Here is a 14,597-nt window from a genome sequence, read left to right as displayed (position 1 = left end):
GATGAAAAACCCGACCTATATGACCGATGAGGATCGCTGGCAGGCCGTGCTGGCCCGCGATCCGCGTGCTGACGAACAATTTGTCTTTGCCGTCCAGACGACAGGGATCGTATGTCGTCCGTCCTGCCGCGCCCGACACGCGCTGCGTAAAAATGTCCACTTTTACCCCGATGTGCACCATGCTGTTCAGGCAGGGTTTCGGCCGTGCAAGCGTTGCCGACCGGACAAACGCGACCCGCAGGAAGAGAAGCTGGCAAAAGTGGAGCGCGCCTGCCGCCTGCTGGAGCAGGATCCCGCGTTAACGCTGGAAATGCTGGCGCAGCAGGTTGCCATGAGTCCTTTCCATTTTCACCGCCTGTTTAAATCCGTAACCGGGATGACGCCAAAAGCCTGGCAGCAGGCAGCGCGAGGACAGCGCCTGCGCAATGCGCTTGCCCACGGGGATAAAATAACCGATGCCGTGCTGGCGGCAGGGTTCCCGGACAGCAGCAGCTACTATCGTAAAGCCAACGACGCGCTGGGCATGACGGCAAAGCAGTACCGTAAAGGGGATGTCGCAGTGCGCTATGCCATCAGCGAGTGTGCCTTAGGCCGCTGTCTGGTGGGCGAAAGCGAGCGGGGGATCTGCGCAATATTGCTGGGCGATGATGATGCCAAAGTCACCCAGGAGATTTTGTCGCTGTTTCCGGACGCTGAACGCGCGCCGCTGGAAGGCGAATTTGCCCGACGTATTGATCAGGTTATCCATACCATCGATAACCGTGGCGTGCCGCTGGCTCTGCCGCTGGATATTCGCGGAACCGCTTTCCAGCAGCAGGTCTGGCAGGCCCTGCGCAATATTCCCTGCGGTAAAACAGCCAGCTACCAGCAGGTGGCGCAGGTGATTGGCAAACCTGGCGCGGTACGTGCGGTGGCCGCAGCGTGTGCCGCAAATAAACTGGCGATCGTCATCCCTTGTCATCGTGTCGTACGCCAGGACGGAGCGCTTTCGGGCTATCGCTGGGGGACGGAACGAAAGGCGCTATTATTGAAACGTGAGTCCAGGAATCAGGAGGGATAATGCTCGATCTCTTTGCGGATGCAGAACCCTGGCAGGAGCCGCTAGCGCCTGGCGCAGTGATCCTGCGCCGGTTTGCACTCTCCCGGGCCTCGGCGCTGCTGGCCGGGATCCATGACGTCGCGGCCGTTTCGCCATTCCGACATATGGTGACGCCTGGCGGCTACACCATGTCGGTGGCGATGACCAACTGCGGTACGGCAGGATGGGCAACCAACGAACGGGGCTATCTCTATGCCCCGGACGATCCCGTCACCGGCAAGCCCTGGCCGCCCATGCCTGCGGTTTTTCAGGCGCTCTGCCATGATGCCGCCGTCGAGGCCACCTATCCCGATTTTCAACCGGATGCCTGTCTTATCAACCGCTATGGTGTTGGAGCGAAACTCTCGCTGCATCAGGATAAAGATGAACCCGATCTGCGTGCGCCGATCGTCTCGGTATCCCTGGGTCTGCCCGCCATATTCCAGTTCGGCGGATTACGCCGCAACGATCCTCTCCAGCGTCTGATGCTGGAGCATGGGGATGTGGTGGTGTGGGGCAGGGAGTCGCGGCTCTATTACCATGGCATTCAGCCACTGAAGCCTGGCGTCCATCCGCAGACGGGCGAGTTCCGCTTTAACCTGACTTTTCGCCAGACCGCGCCAGGCAAACAAAAATAAGAATTATTCTTGATGTAAACGCAGGGCAGTTTACACTGCTGGCTGATTTTTATTGTCCGGATTGCCTGCATGCAACTACTTCTTCTTGTCTGGCGTCAGTATCGCTGGCCCTTTATTGCGGTAATGGCGCTAAGCCTTGCCAGCGCCGCATTAGGTATTGGTCTTATCGCCTTCATCAACGTGCGTTTGATCGAAATGGTCGACACCTCGCTGTCCGTTCTGCCGGAATTTCTGGGGTTGTTATTGCTGCTGATGGCGGTCACGCTGGGTTCCCAACTGGCGCTGACGGCTCTCGGGCATCATTTCGTCTTCCGCCTGCGCAGCGAGTTTATCAAGCGGATCCTGGATACCCAGGTGGAGCGCGTCGAGCAGCTCGGCAGTGCCTCTTTGCTGGCGGGACTGACCAGCGACGTGCGCGCCATCACCATTGCGTTTGTCCGTCTGCCGGAGCTGGTGCAGGGCATTATCCTGACCGTTGGCTCGGCGGCCTATCTCGCCTGGCTCTCCAGCAAGATGCTGGCCGTTACGGCACTGTGGATTACTATCACCATCTGGGGTGGTTTTCTGCTGGTTTCCCGCGTCTACAAACACATGGCGGTACTGCGTGAAACCGAGGACAAACTCTATAACGATTACCAGACGGTACTGGAAGGGCGTAAAGAGCTGACCCTTAACCGCGAGCGTGCCGAGCATATCTTCAACAACCTCTACATCCCGGACGCGCGTGAATACCGGCACCATATTATCCGTGCCGATACCTTCCACCTGAGCGCGGTTAACTGGTCGAACATTATGATGCTGGGCGCGATTGGCCTGGTCTTCTGGATGGCCAACAGCCTGGGCTGGGCCGATACCAATGTAGCGGCAACTTACTCCCTGACGCTGCTGTTTTTGCGCACACCGCTGCTCTCTGCCGTCGGCGCATTGCCCACCTTGCTGAGCGCGCAGGTGGCGTTTAATAAGCTCAAAAAGTTCGACCTTGCGCCGTTCAAAGCCGAGTTCCCGCGCCCTCAGGCCTTCCCGAACTGGCAAACGCTGGAACTGCGTAACGTCACATTCCGCTACCAGGACAACGCCTTTTCCGTGGGGCCGGTCAATCTGACGATTCATCGCGGCGAACTGCTGTTTCTCATTGGCGGTAACGGCAGCGGGAAATCGACGCTGGCGATGTTGCTGACGGGGTTATATCAGCCGCAATCGGGTGACATTCTGCTGGATGGCCGCGCGCTCAGCGCAGAGAAGCCTGAGGATTATCGCAAGCTGTTCTCGGCGGTATTCACCGATGTCTGGCTCTTCGACCAGCTGCTGGGGCCGGAAGGGCAACAGGCTAACCCGGCGCTGGTGGAGAAGTGGCTGGCGCATCTGCAGATGTCGCACAAGCTTGAGCTGCAGGACGGCAAGATCCTGAACCTGAAGCTCTCGAAAGGCCAGAAAAAGCGCGTGGCGCTGCTGCTGGCTCTGGCGGAAGAGCGCGACATCATTCTGCTGGACGAGTGGGCAGCGGATCAGGACCCGCATTTCCGCCGCGAGTTCTACCAGGTGCTGCTGCCGCTGATGCAGGCGATGGGCAAAACCATCTTTGCCATCAGCCATGACGATCACTACTTCATTCACGCCGACCGGCTGCTGGAGATGCGTGACGGCAAGCTGAGCGAACTGACCGGTGAAGAGCGCGATGCGGCGTCTCGCGATGCGGTGGCGCGCACGGCCTGATGCCTTCACTCTAACCCTCTCCCACGGGGAGAGGGGATAAATCGTGCATGTTATGCCGATTTTTTCTCCATCCCGCCCCGTTGTTTATTCTTATTTACATATCTCCGCGCTATGCTTAAAGCCAACTTATTTCATGGATTTATGATTAATGTCGGTTTTAAAGAAAAACAGTGCCAGGCAGCGCGACCAGGAACGTGCGCGTCTCATCTGGCTCCTCACGACGGATAAAGCGGTCACCTCTGCGTTACTGGGCAAACTGACCCTGGCTGAGCAATATGATGTCGGCACGCTGGCCGACGATATTGCTGAGGTAGGTGCGCTGGTTGCTCATTTACCTCCGCCGGATCTGGCGGATACCCTGGAAGCCCTCCCCTCGGAAGAGCGTCACGCCCTGTGGCGGCTGGTGCAGGATCACGAGCGCGGGCAGGTGTTGCTGGAAGCCTCTGAAAACGTCTGGGACGATCTCATTGATGAGATGAGCGACCGGGATATCCTCGATGCCCTGCAGACGCTGGACATTGACGAGCAGATTTACCTCGTTCAGCACCTGCCGCGAAACCTGACCGGGCGACTGCTGGCTTCGCTGCCTGCAGAAGAGCGGGCACGCGTGCGTCAGGTGATGCACTATGACAAACACAGCGTGGGCGCCATTATGGAGTTTGGCGTCATCATGGTGCGCCCGGATGTAACTCTCGGTACGGTGCAGCGCTATCTGCGTCGCCTGGGCAGCATGCCGGACAACACCGATAAACTGTTCGTCACCTCCCGGGATAAAACCCTGCTTGGCGAGCTGGAGCTTAAAACGATCCTGCTCAACAGCACCCAGCGGCGGGTGAGTGAGGTGATGGAAACCGAGCCGATGGTCTTCTCCCCGGAAGACGACGCGGAAAAAGCGGCCCGTACCTTCGAACGTGACGACCTTGTGAGCGCGGCGGTCGTTGATTCTGTGGGTAAACTGATGGGGCGTCTGACCATCGATGAGATCGTTGACGTGGTTTACGAAGAGACCGATAACGATTTACGTGCGCTCGGCGGGATCAGCGCCGAAGATGACGTCCACGCCTCCGTCGGCAAGGCGGTGAAAACCCGCTGGGCATGGCTCGCCATTAACCTCTGCACTGCATTTATCGCCTCACGGGTGATCGACGGCTTTGAACACACCATTTCACAACTGGTCGCGCTGGCCTCGCTGATGCCGATTGTGGCCGGCATTGGCGGCAACACCGGCAACCAGACCATTACCATGATCGTCCGTGCACTGGCGCTGGAGAACATTCAGCCGGGTAACTTCGCCTTCCTGATCTTCAGGGAGATGGGGGTGGCGCTGATTAACGGCCTGGTGTGGGGCGGCATTATGGGCGGCATTACCTGGTGGCTGTACGATGATATGGCGTTAGGCGGGGTGATGATGCTGGCGATGGTGCTGAATCTGCTGGTGGCCTCCATGATGGGGGTCATTATCCCCCTGACGATGACCAAACTGGGGCGCGACCCCGCGGTGGGGTCGAGCGTGATGATTACCGCCATCACCGATACCGGCGGTTTCTTTATTTTTCTTGGGCTTGTAACGATTTTTCTTCTTTAAGCCGACGCTTGAGCCGGGCGGGAAGCAATGCCATCACAATAATCCCGCCCAGTACGCCAATGGCCAGGTTACCGGTTGAAACCGTTGCTGCAACGGTAATCAGCATCACAACCGTTTCGGCAATGGGCGCACTTTTTAACGTGGCAGGCTGAAGGCTGTGCCAGTTAAACGTTTTGATGGCAACAATCGCCATGATCCCGGCCAGAACGGCCATAGGGATTTTTGCCATCACCTCACTGAGGGCGGTGACCAGCACCAGCAGCACCATGCCCGCTGCAAAAGTTGAGACGCGACTGCGACCTTTGCCCATCTCCACGTTGACGATGGTTTGTCCGATCATGGCACAGCCCGCGATCCCGCCGTACAACCCGGCAAGAATATTCCCTGCGCCCAGACCAATACTTTCACGGCGTTTGCTGGACGTCGTCGCGGTCAGTTCATCCACCAGTTTTGCCGTCAGCAGTGATTCCAGCAGGCCGACAAAAGCGATACTCAGCGCGCATGGCCAGATGATGCTGAGCGTTTCCATGTTCAGCGGAACGAGCAGCTGTGTCAGCCCTGGCAAACCACTGCTCATAGAACCTTCATCCCCCACCGTCGGGAGAACCTGTCCGCTGGTCACGGTGAACAGGGTGAGCAATACAATCGCAATAAGCGGTGACGGGATGCTTTTAACAAAGCGCGGCACCCACAGCACAATCAGCAGCGTCAGCACGAACAGGCCCACAATCAGCGGGCTGCGGCTCCAGAAGTGGGGAACCTGTGCGAAGAAAATTAACAATCCCAGCGCATTTACGAAACCGGTCATCACCGACTGGGGAATAAAGCGCATCAGGCGCGCCATTCCGAACACGCCGAACAGAATCTGGATTATCCCCGCCATCAGGACCGCCGGCAGGATGTACTGCACCCCGTGCTGATGCACCATCGGGCCAATCACCAGCGCGACGGAGCCCGCAGCTGCTGTGACCATCGCACGACGACCGCCGAACGCTGAAAGGGTCAGACACAGCACCACAGAGGCAATCAGGCTGACCTTTGGGTCAACGCCTGCGACCACGGAAAAGGAGATCACCTCAGGAATGAGGGCCAGAGCGGTAATTACGCCTGCCAGCGTTTCGCGTAGCAGCAGTTGAGGGGAACGCAGCACCGTGGCGACCTGGTCTTCACGGGAAAGAGAAGCATGGGGTAATGACATAACAATTCGCAGATTAGGGCGGGCTTCCGTGCGCGCGATCACAAAGTGCAGCATAGTAACCAGAAATAACGCGCCTTGCCAGTTTCATCCGGCAATCCCACACAAACAATCCATCATTAAATTTCACAATTACAATAATTTCGTAACCTTTAAACAATATTTAAAAGTTGCTACCGTTCCCCCCGCAGCTTTTTTCACCTGCAATTTCCACGCTTCAAGCACTACTCAACTAAGGCAAAATTATGAAAAAAATGACTGCCATGCTCTTTTCTCTGGCCGTGGGGCTGAACACCGTCTCCTTGGCGGCGAAAGCTGACGCACCAAAAGAGCAGGAAACGGACGTCCTTTTAATTGGCGGCGGCATCATGAGCGCCACGCTGGGAACCTATCTGCAAGAGCTTCAGCCGGACTGGTCAATGACCATGGTCGAGCGCCTCGATGGCGTGGCGCAGGAAAGCTCAAACGGCTGGAATAACGCCGGTACCGGACATTCGGCACTCATGGAACTGAACTATACGCCGCAGAAAAAGGACGGTTCCATTAGTATCGAGAAGGCGGTAGAGATCAACGAAGCATTCCAGATTTCTCGCCAGTTCTGGTCTCACCAGGTGAACAGCGGCGTGTTGCACGATCCGCACTCCTTCATCAACACCGTGCCGCACATGAGCTTTGTGTGGGGCGAGCAGAACGTGAACTTCCTGCGCGCACGCTACGCGGCGCTGCAGCAGAGCACGCTGTTCCGCGGCATGAAATATTCTGAAGATCACGCGCAGATCAAAGAGTGGGCACCGCTGGTGATGGAAGGCCGTGACCCGAACCAGAAGGTGGCGGCAACCCGTACTGAGATTGGTACTGACGTCAACTATGGCGAAATCACCCGTCAGCTGGTGGCCTCTCTGAAGAAAAAAGAGAACTTCAATCTGCAGCTCAGCACCGAAGTGCGTGGCTTTAAGCGCAACGCTGACAACAGCTGGAGCGTGACCGTTGCCGATCTGAAAAACAACGAAGCCGAGCATGTCATCAAGGCAAAGTTTGTCTTTATTGGTGCGGGCGGTGCGGCGCTGAAACTGCTGCAGGAGTCCGGTATTCCGGAAGCGGACGACTACGCGGGCTTCCCGGTGGGCGGTCAGTTCCTGGTATCGGAAAACCCGGAAGTGGTGAACCGTCATCTGGCAAAAGTGTATGGTCAGGCCTCCGTGGGGGCGCCGCCAATGTCCGTTCCACACATCGATACCCGTATGCTTGATGGTAAGCGTGTGGTGCTGTTCGGGCCGTTTGCAACCTTCTCCACTAAGTTCCTGAAAAACGGCTCGTTGTGGGATCTGCTGAGCGCAACCACCACCTCAAACGTGAAGCCAATGATGGATGTCGGGCTGGATAACTTCGATCTGGTGAAATACCTGATTAGTCAGGTGATGCTTTCTGATGAAGAACGCTTCGAGGCGCTGAAAGAGTACTATCCGCAGGCGAAGAAAGAAGACTGGCGTCTGTGGCAGGCGGGTCAGCGCGTACAGATCATCAAACGCGATCCGAAAGAGGGCGGTGTGCTGCGTCTGGGTACCGAAGTGGTAAGCGATAAAGACGGCACTATTGCCGCCCTGCTGGGGGCTTCCCCTGGCGCCTCTACCGCTGCACCTATCATGCTGCACCTGATGGAAAAAGTGTTTAAAGATAAAGTCGCCACGCCGGAATGGCAGGCGAAGCTGAAAACGATTATTCCATCCTACGGTACGAAGCTGAACGGTAACGTGGACGCGACGGAGCAGGAGCTGGAATACACCAGCCGCGTGCTGCAGCTGCAATACGTTAAGCCGCAGGCTGCTGATGCTGCACCAAAAGCGGAGCTGAAGCCGCAGGCAGAAAACAAACCGGTGGCGGATATCGCGCTGTAAGGTAAAAGCAAAACGGTAACATCCGTTACCGTTTTTAGTGTTTTCTCCCTCTCCCGGTGGGAGAGGGTTGGGGTGAGGGCACCAGAGCACACCCATTCCGGGTCGGGTAAGGCGAAGCCGCCACCCGACTTATTCTTAACGTACTACCGCTTGTCCGATGTTTTCATCCGCCTTCCACACGCGATATTTCACTTCCACGTTTTCCGGCGTATACACCACGATTGGCAGCTTGCTGTTGTAGCGTAACAGGCTGTTATCACCCAGATACGCGGTCACGAATTTCTTCTCTTTCTTGCCATCCGGGCAGGCCATCATGGTGGAAACCGGTGACGTCACTTTATCAAAGATAAAGTAGTCGTAGCCCCAGCCTTCCAGCGTTTTGCTTTCCAGCTGTCCGCCGAGACGATGCTGGTTGCAATCCACTTCCAGCGTCTGGCCGATCAACAGTTCCACTTTGAAATTCGCTTCATTTTGCTGAGCCGGTAACTGGATCACCTGACGCTTCATGCCTTTTTCCGCTTGCGGATAAGGCGCGATTTTTTCCAGAGGTTGTACCTTCTGGCTTTCAGTTGCGAAGGCGCTGGTGCTGACGCACGCGGCGGCGATCAGGGCAAGGGCAAATTTAGGTGCGTTTTTCACAGTCATTCCTTTATGTCAAAACCATCCTGATGAGATTAGCATAACGCCCATGAATGATTAGCGTGATTTACTTACATTTTCAATAAAAGCAGTGTAATGAGCTAATTCAGTGCCATTTTTGTGGTGATTTGTACTTCTGTGGAGTCTCGTGGCAGATCGTGTTATTTTAAGGCATACATAATGTTATTCATCTGTAAAGGGAAGAGAGATGATTCGTGCAAAACTGAAAACACCTGAAGGCCGTAAGTTCCTCCTGGCGCTGCTGGTTGTGTTTATGATTGCGGCCGCGTGCGTGGGCCGGGCAACCATTGTCGGCGTCATCGAACAGTACAACATTCCACTCTCTGCGTGGACGACCAGCATGTATGTCCTGCAGTCGGCGATGATCTTCGTTTACAGCCTGGTGTTCACCGTCCTGCTTGCCATTCCGCTGGGTATTTTCTTCCTTGGCGGGCGCGACAAGCACTAAGCGTTCACTTGCGATCTCAAAAGCCAGCCTGCGGGTTGGCTTTTTTTGTGCACAAAAAAACCAGCCATATGGCTGGTTTTTAAATAGTTTTGGTCGGCACGAGAGGATTTGAACCTCCGACCCCCGACACCCCATGACGGTGCGCTACCAGGCTGCGCTACGTGCCGACGCATGAAATGAATACTACTCGATTCCGTTTTGAATGCAAGGGAATCTGAGGCTAACTGGTTTATAATTAATCAGTTAGCGATAAACCGTTTCTCATCCGTCAGAACCTGTAGCAGCAGATTCAACTGCGGTTTCTGGTCTTTCAGCCGTTCACCCTGCAGATTATACGTCTGATAGTTTCCGTTATTGTTCAATACCAGCGTCAGCATTGGCGTGGTGACCGCCAGCGTATCATTGCCCGCTGCCGTGACCCAGTTGTGGCGACGCGTGGCGCTGAAGAGATCCTGCCCCTGTGAATACTCATTTGCCGGCGTACTGACGTGCAGCAGCCGTTGCATCAGCGTGGTCATCACATCTTTATGTTCGGTGAGCATGTTAATGCGCTGAGCGGGGGTGCCCGGCCAGTGGATCACCAGCGGAACATGCAGATTCGGCCGCGACCAGCTCATACTCTTCGCTTCGTCGCCCAGCGGTACGCCGTGGGCTGCCGTCACGATCACCACGGTGTTTTCGAGCTTGCCGGATTCGCGTAAGGCATCAAGCACGCGGCTAATCTGGTCATCAACATTGCCTGCTGCACGGCTGTAGCGGCGCGCAAAGCCTTTCTGATTGCTGTCATCGAGCGTGGTGCCATTAAAGGCAACCCAGGAGAACCAGCGGTTATCTTCCTGCGCATAACGCTGCAGCCAGTTAATCCACTGACTGGCGGTCTGCTCGTCCGACTGGCTTTCTGCGGCTGGCAGGGAGAAATCAGACAGCAGCGCCTGGCGGTACAGCGCGCTGTTAAAGCCGTCTGAGGAGAACAACCCTAACTGATATCCCTGCTGATTGAGCCCGGTGATCAGCGCGGCAGGAATGCGCGCAGAAAGCACGCCGTCCATGTAGGCGGCAGAAATGCCATAGAACAGGCCAAAAATGCCCGCATCGGCGGTGTTGCCGGAGCTCATATGCTGGGTGAACGTCACGTTCTTGCTGGCGAATTCGGCCAGCGCGGGCATCTGCTTCTCGTAACGGGAGTAGTTCAGACCATCGACGGTGATCAGCAGGACGTTCTGTCCGCGTCCCATATCGCGATAGCGCAGATCGCTCAGCGGATACTGCACGCTAACCGCTTCCGGATTCCCTTGCTCAATCAGACGACGCTGGTACTCCTGCGCGTCCAGCAGCCCGTGCTTCTCAAGGAAACGACGCGCCGTCATTGGATAAGAGAGCGGCAGGTTCGCCCGCTGCATGGTGATCGGACGATAGAAGTTAGCATCCGCCCAGATATACATGATGTGCGAACTGATAAAGGAGATGAAAAAGATCGCGGCCACCGGTTTCGCGTAATGGCGTCGGCGGGTCAGGCTGCGCAGTTTTTGCCAGCTCCAGGTGGCAAACAGCATCTCTATCAGAAGGATCACCGGAACGCTGATAAACATCAGCTGCCAGTCACGGGCCGTTTCGTTCTGATCGGGGTTAATCACCAGCTCCCAAACGATGGGATTGAGATGCAGGTGGAAGCGGGTGAACACTTCACTGTCGATAAGCAGCAGCGTCATCCCTGCCGTTGCAAGGATGGCGGATAAAAATCGCATCAGACGCTGCGACATGACGATAAACGTCAGCGGGAAGAGGATCAGCAGATAGGTGGCGAAAACCAAAAAGCTAAAGTGCCCTACAACGCTTATCCAGGAGTAAATACGCCCGGTTAGCGTCGTCGGCCAGTCTGCGACAAACAGATAACGACAGCCGATAAGCGTCGCCAGCAGAATGTTGAACAGGGCAAACCAGTGCCCCCAGCTGACCATCTGGGAGACTTTTTCACGGTAGCGCTGACGATTCGTCACCATAAACTGTTGTTCGTTTCCCTTAATGGGCCTGGTCGTCGCTAACGGAAGACTGTAAAGCCTGGGCGAAAGATTTGGCGATCGCCTGACGCTGAGCCGGAGCAACGCTGGTATTGATAAGGTTGGTGACCATATTTCCCAAAACCATCAGGGAGAGATCGGTCGGTGTTTTATGTTTTTCCAGTACGTTGACCAGCTCACTGAGCAATTGTTCAACGTGTTCATCACTGTAGCGGGAATGTTGTGGCATAAATCAAAATCAGTTTGTTGATGAAAGGGCAACATATTACCGTAGCAACAGCTTTTTTTCCCCTTTTTTATCAGTTGTTGCACACATGTCCTGGTGGTGGTTGAATACCGCCCGGTCTAAAAGGAGAGTTTATCATGAGTCTGGAAATCAACCAGATTGCCTTGCACCAGCTTATCAAGCGTGATGAGCAAACCCTTGAAGTGGTGCTGCGCGATTCGTTACTGGAACCCACGGCAACCGTTGTGGAAATGATGGCGGAACTGCACCGCGTCTACAGTGCAAAAAATAAAGCCTATGGTCTGTTCAGCGACGAGAGTGAACTGGCTGATAGCCTGCGCCTGCAACGCCAGGGTGAAGAAGATTTCCTGGCGTTTAGCCGCGCGGCAACCGGGCGTCTGCGCGACGAACTGGCAAAATACCCGTTTGCCGACGGCGGTATCGTTCTGTTCTGCCACTATCGCTACCTGGCGGTCGAGTATCTGCTGGTCACCGTGCTGAACAATTTAAGCAGTATGCGCGTGAATGAGCAGCTGGATATCAGCTCCACCCATTATCTGGATATCAACCATGCGGATATCGTTGCGCGTATTGATTTGACCGAGTGGGAAACCAATCCGGAGTCGACGCGCTACCTGACCTTCCTCAAAGGGCGTGTTGGCCGTAAAGTGGCCGATTTCTTTATGGACTTCCTCGGTGCCAGCGAAGGTCTCAACGCCAAAGCGCAGAACAAAGGGCTGTTGCAGGCGGTGGATGACTTCACGGCGGAAGCGCAGCTCGATAAATCTGAGCGCCAGAACGTGCGTCAGCAGGTTTACAGCTACTGCAACGAACAGCTGCAGGCGGGGGAAGAGATTGAGCTGGAGTCGCTGTCAAAAGAGCTGGCCGGCGTCAGTGAAGTCAGTTTCCAGGAATTTACTGCTGAGAAAGGGTATGAGCTGGAAGAGAGCTTCCCGGCGGATCGCAGTACGCTGCGTCAGTTAACCAAATTTGCCGGAAGCGGCGGCGGGTTAACCATCAACTTTGATGCCATGCTGCTGGGGGAACGTATCTTCTGGGATCCGGCCACCGACACGCTGACCATTAAAGGTACGCCACCCAACCTGCGCGATCAGCTGCAGCGTCGCACCGCTGGCGGTAAATAACCGCCATAAAAAAACCCCGCCGAAGCGGGGCTTTTTTTCGACATGTTTGCGATTACGCGCGAACGAAGTCGATGTGAGTCAGTTTTGGCTTGAACGCGTGACGCTGAACAGCCTGAACTTTCACTTTTTCTTCTTTACCGCCAACAACGATGGTCAGAACTTCGCTGTAGAATTCAGCTTTGGTCTGCATGTTCCATACTTTGTCGTGATCCAGTTCGATAGAAACTGGAGCAGCTTCGCCACCGTAAACGATAGCCGGGAACTTGTTAGCGGTACGCAGGCGGCGGCTCGCACCCTTACCCTGCACGTTACGTACTTCTGCTTCGATAGTGAACATTGATTTCTCTCTGTATTTAAAACCCTACTACAGGCGACCCAGCAGCAGGTGAGTGTTCTGCTTTGCGGATGCAAAAGCGGGCGGCATTATAGCCCCCAATCCACCTCAGGGCAATGAATTAATCCCCACTAAAAAAACCGCTTAGGGCGTCGGCGACGGCCTGAGGCTGCTCTTCTGGCTGAAAATGGCCGCAACGGGGGATCACGTGCCCGTCAACGCGTTCTGCAAACGCCCTCAGCGGCGAGGCCATATCAGGAATCGAACCCTGCTCGGCACTGAGTGCCAGAACGGGTACGGAGAGTTTACCCCGTTCGCTAAGCGCCCGGTTTTGCGCAGCGGAGAGGGCGGCAGCGCGATAGTAAGCCAGCCCTGCGCGCAAGCCACCTTCGCGCGTAAAAATGCGCAGATACTCGTCAAGATCCGCCTCGCTGAAGGTGAGGGGATTTGCCGCTTTGCGACGCAGAAACCACTCCAGATAGCCACGTTCTTTGCCCCTGATGAGGAATTCAGGCAGGTCGGCAATCACGTGAAAGGCAAAATGCCAGGTGCGCCAGGCGCGGTCCGCGGTGACGGGGAGGGCATCGGGTAAGGTAATACCCGGAATGCCGGCGTCCAGCAGCGCCAGCTTTATCACCTCATCGCTGTACATCGCCGCATAAGGCCAGGCAACCCAGGCTCCCACGTCGTGACCGGCCAGATAGTAGCGATGTACACCAAGCTGGGTCAGCAGTTCATGAACATGGCTGGCGAGGGTGTGGGTGTCATACCCCTCTGACGGACAATCGGTATCACCCTGTCCGGGTAAGTCCGGGGCGATCACATGGTAACGCTCGGCCAGCAAAGGGATAACATGGCGCCAGGCGTACCAGCTTTCGGGGAAACCTGCCAGCAGGACAACCGTCTGCGCGTGCTGTTCTCCGGCGGTGACGTAGTGCGTGCGGATGCCATTGATGAGCGTGAAGTGGTGCTGCGGGGCGATGGGCATGGTCATAACGATCTCCAGAATAATAGGAAATAATCGTTTCCTAATTGGTTAAAAAAACTCAGCCGAGCAGGCTGAGTGCCGCGTTAACGGCGCTATTGATTTCGTCCTCAGACAGGCCTTTTTTGCCGATCACGCGGTAACCCTGCAGCAGCGCGAAAAGATTACGTGCCGTTTGCTCCGTGGGCAGCGCGCGGGAAAGGCTACCGTCCCGCTGGCCCTCTTGAACCAGTTCGAGCAACAGCTGCTCGGTACGCTGCATGGCGGCTTTGATGTACTGCGCGGTTGCCTCATCAAAAACCGCCAGCTCAGTCGCGCTGGCGACCACCAGACAGCCGCGTATGCCCTCAGGACCGTGGCTGCTCTCGGCGTAGAAACGTAACACCGCCGCGATTTTATCTCGCCCGCTGCGTGCCGCCTCGGTACGCTGGCGCAGGGCGGCGCTGCGCGTCCGGGTGTAACGATCGAACGCCGCGAGAAACAGGCCATTCTTGCTGCCAAAGGCTTTATACAGGCTTCCCGCCGTAAGGCCCGTCGCGTCACTCAGCTCTTTGATTGAGGTAGCATGGTAGCCGCGCTCGCGGAAAACGAGCAGGGCGCTGTCGATGGCAGCGTCGGTGTCAAATTCACGCGGGCGACCGGGAAGACGTGACATGAGTGAGTCCTGTTGTAACGCG

14 protein-coding genes and 1 tRNA gene are annotated in these 14,597 nt (G+C 56.1%); 7 read left to right on the top strand and 8 right to left on the bottom strand.

Translation table 11 applies throughout. The annotated features are described in order from the left end of the window. Nucleotide 1 precedes the first annotated feature (1 nt). The 4 genes from ada to mgtE all read left to right on the top strand — a co-directional run bounded on the left by ada (nt 2) and on the right by mgtE (nt 5,014). Complete coding sequence (ada, locus tag ACQG19_RS17090; RefSeq protein ID WP_246932240.1) at nt 2–1,060, top strand: bifunctional DNA-binding transcriptional regulator/O6-methylguanine-DNA methyltransferase Ada; 1,059 nt, start codon at nt 2–4, stop codon at nt 1,058–1,060. Beyond that, complete coding sequence (gene alkB / locus ACQG19_RS17085) at nt 1,060–1,716, top strand: DNA oxidative demethylase AlkB (protein ID WP_045903369.1); 657 nt, start codon at nt 1,060–1,062, stop codon at nt 1,714–1,716. The genes ada and alkB overlap by 1 nt, the downstream gene beginning before the upstream one ends. A 69-nt stretch (nt 1,717–1,785) precedes the next feature. Then, nucleotides 1,786–3,429: a multidrug ABC transporter permease/ATP-binding protein gene (locus ACQG19_RS17080; protein ID WP_029883099.1), complete on the top strand. Its 1,644-nt coding sequence runs from the start codon at nt 1,786–1,788 to the stop codon at nt 3,427–3,429. A 148-nt stretch (nt 3,430–3,577) separates the two neighbouring features. Next, entirely contained in the window at nt 3,578–5,014 is a 1,437-nt protein-coding gene (gene mgtE, locus ACQG19_RS17075; protein WP_426725965.1) for a magnesium transporter, read from the top strand. Here the strand turns inward: mgtE and ACQG19_RS17070 are convergent. Further along, complete coding sequence (locus ACQG19_RS17070) at nt 4,977–6,266, bottom strand: SulP family inorganic anion transporter (protein ID WP_020690674.1); 1,290 nt, start codon at nt 6,264–6,266, stop codon at nt 4,977–4,979. The two genes, mgtE and ACQG19_RS17070, sit on opposite strands and share 38 nt — an antisense overlap. Before the next feature lie 188 nt (nt 6,267–6,454). Here ACQG19_RS17070 and mqo point away from each other — a divergent pair, with 188 nt between their 5' ends. Next, entirely contained in the window at nt 6,455–8,104 is a 1,650-nt protein-coding gene (gene mqo, locus ACQG19_RS17065) for a malate dehydrogenase (quinone) (RefSeq protein WP_058651749.1), read from the top strand. Between the two features lie 135 nt (nt 8,105–8,239). Here mqo and eco read toward each other — a convergent pair whose 3' ends face one another. Further along, complete coding sequence (gene eco / locus ACQG19_RS17060; RefSeq protein ID WP_029883097.1) at nt 8,240–8,749, bottom strand: serine protease inhibitor ecotin; 510 nt, start codon at nt 8,747–8,749, stop codon at nt 8,240–8,242. Nucleotides 8,750–8,951: 202 nt separating this feature from the next. On the opposite strand from eco, the gene ACQG19_RS17055 reads away from it, so the two are divergent. Further along, nucleotides 8,952–9,212: a DUF2534 family protein gene (locus ACQG19_RS17055; RefSeq protein ID WP_013097997.1), complete on the top strand. Its 261-nt coding sequence runs from the start codon at nt 8,952–8,954 to the stop codon at nt 9,210–9,212. A 90-nt stretch (nt 9,213–9,302) separates the two neighbouring features. On the opposite strand, the gene ACQG19_RS17050 is transcribed toward ACQG19_RS17055, so the two are convergent. The 3 genes from ACQG19_RS17050 to ACQG19_RS17040 all read right to left on the bottom strand — a co-directional run bounded on the left by ACQG19_RS17050 (nt 9,303) and on the right by ACQG19_RS17040 (nt 11,459). Further along, nucleotides 9,303–9,379 (bottom strand) — tRNA-Pro (locus ACQG19_RS17050). A 72-nt stretch (nt 9,380–9,451) separates the two neighbouring features. Next, complete coding sequence (gene yejM / locus ACQG19_RS17045; RefSeq protein WP_029883096.1) at nt 9,452–11,212, bottom strand: LPS biosynthesis-modulating metalloenzyme YejM; 1,761 nt, start codon at nt 11,210–11,212, stop codon at nt 9,452–9,454. Nucleotides 11,213–11,231: 19 nt separating this feature from the next. Then, nucleotides 11,232–11,459, bottom strand: a complete 228-nt coding sequence (locus tag ACQG19_RS17040) for a YejL family protein (protein WP_001135586.1) — start codon at nt 11,457–11,459, stop codon at nt 11,232–11,234. Nucleotides 11,460–11,593: 134 nt separating this feature from the next. Here ACQG19_RS17040 and yejK point away from each other — a divergent pair, with 134 nt between their 5' ends. Beyond that, nucleotides 11,594–12,601, top strand: coding sequence for a nucleoid-associated protein YejK (gene yejK, locus ACQG19_RS17035; protein WP_013097995.1), 1,008 nt, complete (start codon nt 11,594–11,596; stop codon nt 12,599–12,601). Between the two features lie 52 nt (nt 12,602–12,653). Here yejK and rplY read toward each other — a convergent pair whose 3' ends face one another. From rplY to ACQG19_RS17020, 3 genes are all read right to left on the bottom strand, one after another. Then, nucleotides 12,654–12,938 carry a 50S ribosomal protein L25 gene (gene rplY, locus ACQG19_RS17030; protein WP_013097994.1) on the bottom strand — a complete coding sequence of 95 codons (285 nt, stop codon included), beginning with the start codon at nt 12,936–12,938 and terminating at the stop codon, nt 12,654–12,656. Between the two features lie 118 nt (nt 12,939–13,056). Continuing rightward, nucleotides 13,057–13,929 carry an alpha/beta fold hydrolase gene (locus ACQG19_RS17025; protein WP_246932205.1) on the bottom strand — a complete coding sequence of 291 codons (873 nt, stop codon included), beginning with the start codon at nt 13,927–13,929 and terminating at the stop codon, nt 13,057–13,059. 52 nt (nt 13,930–13,981) lie between these two features. Further along, the gene (locus tag ACQG19_RS17020) at nt 13,982–14,575 is read right to left on the bottom strand and encodes a TetR/AcrR family transcriptional regulator (protein ID WP_013097992.1); all 594 of its coding nucleotides are present in this window, start codon (nt 14,573–14,575) and stop codon (nt 13,982–13,984) included. Nucleotides 14,576–14,597: the final 22 nt, after the last annotated feature.

Source organism: Enterobacter cloacae complex sp. 277I4 (assembly GCF_050031465.1).
GTDB classification, from domain to species: domain Bacteria; phylum Pseudomonadota; class Gammaproteobacteria; order Enterobacterales; family Enterobacteriaceae; genus Enterobacter; species Enterobacter cloacae.
This window is presented reverse-complemented; position numbering and strand designations above follow the sequence as displayed.

What these genes read in the sequence shown, in the direction of transcription:
- ada (WP_246932240.1), top strand. Translation starts at nt 2, where the DNA reads ATGAAAAACCCGACCTATATGACCGATGAGGATCGCTGGCAGGCCGTG.
- alkB (WP_045903369.1), top strand. Translation starts at nt 1,060, where the DNA reads ATGCTCGATCTCTTTGCGGATGCAGAACCCTGGCAGGAGCCGCTAGCG.
- ACQG19_RS17080 (WP_029883099.1), top strand. Translation starts at nt 1,786, where the DNA reads ATGCAACTACTTCTTCTTGTCTGGCGTCAGTATCGCTGGCCCTTTATT.
- mgtE (WP_426725965.1), top strand. Translation starts at nt 3,578, where the DNA reads ATGTCGGTTTTAAAGAAAAACAGTGCCAGGCAGCGCGACCAGGAACGT.
- ACQG19_RS17070 (WP_020690674.1), bottom strand. Translation starts at nt 6,266, where the DNA reads ATGCTGCACTTTGTGATCGCGCGCACGGAAGCCCGCCCTAATCTGCGA.
- mqo (WP_058651749.1), top strand. Translation starts at nt 6,455, where the DNA reads ATGAAAAAAATGACTGCCATGCTCTTTTCTCTGGCCGTGGGGCTGAAC.
- eco (WP_029883097.1), bottom strand. Translation starts at nt 8,749, where the DNA reads ATGACTGTGAAAAACGCACCTAAATTTGCCCTTGCCCTGATCGCCGCC.
- ACQG19_RS17055 (WP_013097997.1), top strand. Translation starts at nt 8,952, where the DNA reads ATGATTCGTGCAAAACTGAAAACACCTGAAGGCCGTAAGTTCCTCCTG.
- yejM (WP_029883096.1), bottom strand. Translation starts at nt 11,212, where the DNA reads ATGGTGACGAATCGTCAGCGCTACCGTGAAAAAGTCTCCCAGATGGTC.
- ACQG19_RS17040 (WP_001135586.1), bottom strand. Translation starts at nt 11,459, where the DNA reads ATGCCACAACATTCCCGCTACAGTGATGAACACGTTGAACAATTGCTC.
- yejK (WP_013097995.1), top strand. Translation starts at nt 11,594, where the DNA reads ATGAGTCTGGAAATCAACCAGATTGCCTTGCACCAGCTTATCAAGCGT.
- rplY (WP_013097994.1), bottom strand. Translation starts at nt 12,938, where the DNA reads ATGTTCACTATCGAAGCAGAAGTACGTAACGTGCAGGGTAAGGGTGCG.
- ACQG19_RS17025 (WP_246932205.1), bottom strand. Translation starts at nt 13,929, where the DNA reads ATGACCATGCCCATCGCCCCGCAGCACCACTTCACGCTCATCAATGGC.
- ACQG19_RS17020 (WP_013097992.1), bottom strand. Translation starts at nt 14,575, where the DNA reads ATGTCACGTCTTCCCGGTCGCCCGCGTGAATTTGACACCGACGCTGCC.